Source organism: Bradyrhizobium sp. Arg237L, assembly GCF_029990105.1.
Taxonomy (GTDB): domain Bacteria; phylum Pseudomonadota; class Alphaproteobacteria; order Rhizobiales; family Xanthobacteraceae; genus Bradyrhizobium.
In genome coordinates this window covers 1-486 of sequence record NZ_JAQMIL010000223.1, presented here as the reverse complement: position 1 = coordinate 486, position 486 = coordinate 1, and the positions used below count along the sequence as shown (strand labels likewise).

At 53.9% G+C, this 486-nt stretch carries 1 protein-coding gene; it reads right to left on the bottom strand.

The genetic code is table 11. From position 1 onward, the window contains the following. The coding region (locus OZ411_RS43075; RefSeq protein WP_282532823.1) for a DUF1330 domain-containing protein at positions 1–362 on the bottom strand (362 nt) is incomplete at its 3' end. Positions 363–486: the final 124 nt, after the last annotated feature.

The window sequence follows — 486 nt, the reverse complement described above, 5'->3', positions numbered from 1 at the left end:
AAGCTGCGGAACTTCGCGAGTTTGTTGCGGAGTGGTAGGAGTTCTTTGAACGCCGCTGAATCGCGATAAGCTTTGATTTTTTCAACACTGTCCCACTGTTGGATAACAATGCGCGGTTTCGGCGGCTCTCCTTCGATGGTTGTGGTTTTGCCTCCAGCGGCGAGGAATTTGCCGCCGGCGGATTTGATAGCGGCCTGAGCCTTCGGGACGTAGTCCTTCAGGTAGGTCTCCATGTCCGAGGGCTCAATTTCAACGACTTGATATACTGGCGGCGTAGCCTGGGCATTAAGTCCTTGAACCGCTATCGCACCGAGCCCGAAGCCCGCAAGCATCGCCAATGTTACTGAATAGCGCGTCTTCATGACGTTACTCCCTGGTCATTGCAAAGATTATTCGGTCGTACTGGCGCGCACGACCAGCGATTGCGAACGCAAAAAGCACCGGCAAAAAGGAACGTCGGTCTATTAAGGTGAGACACCTGCCGAC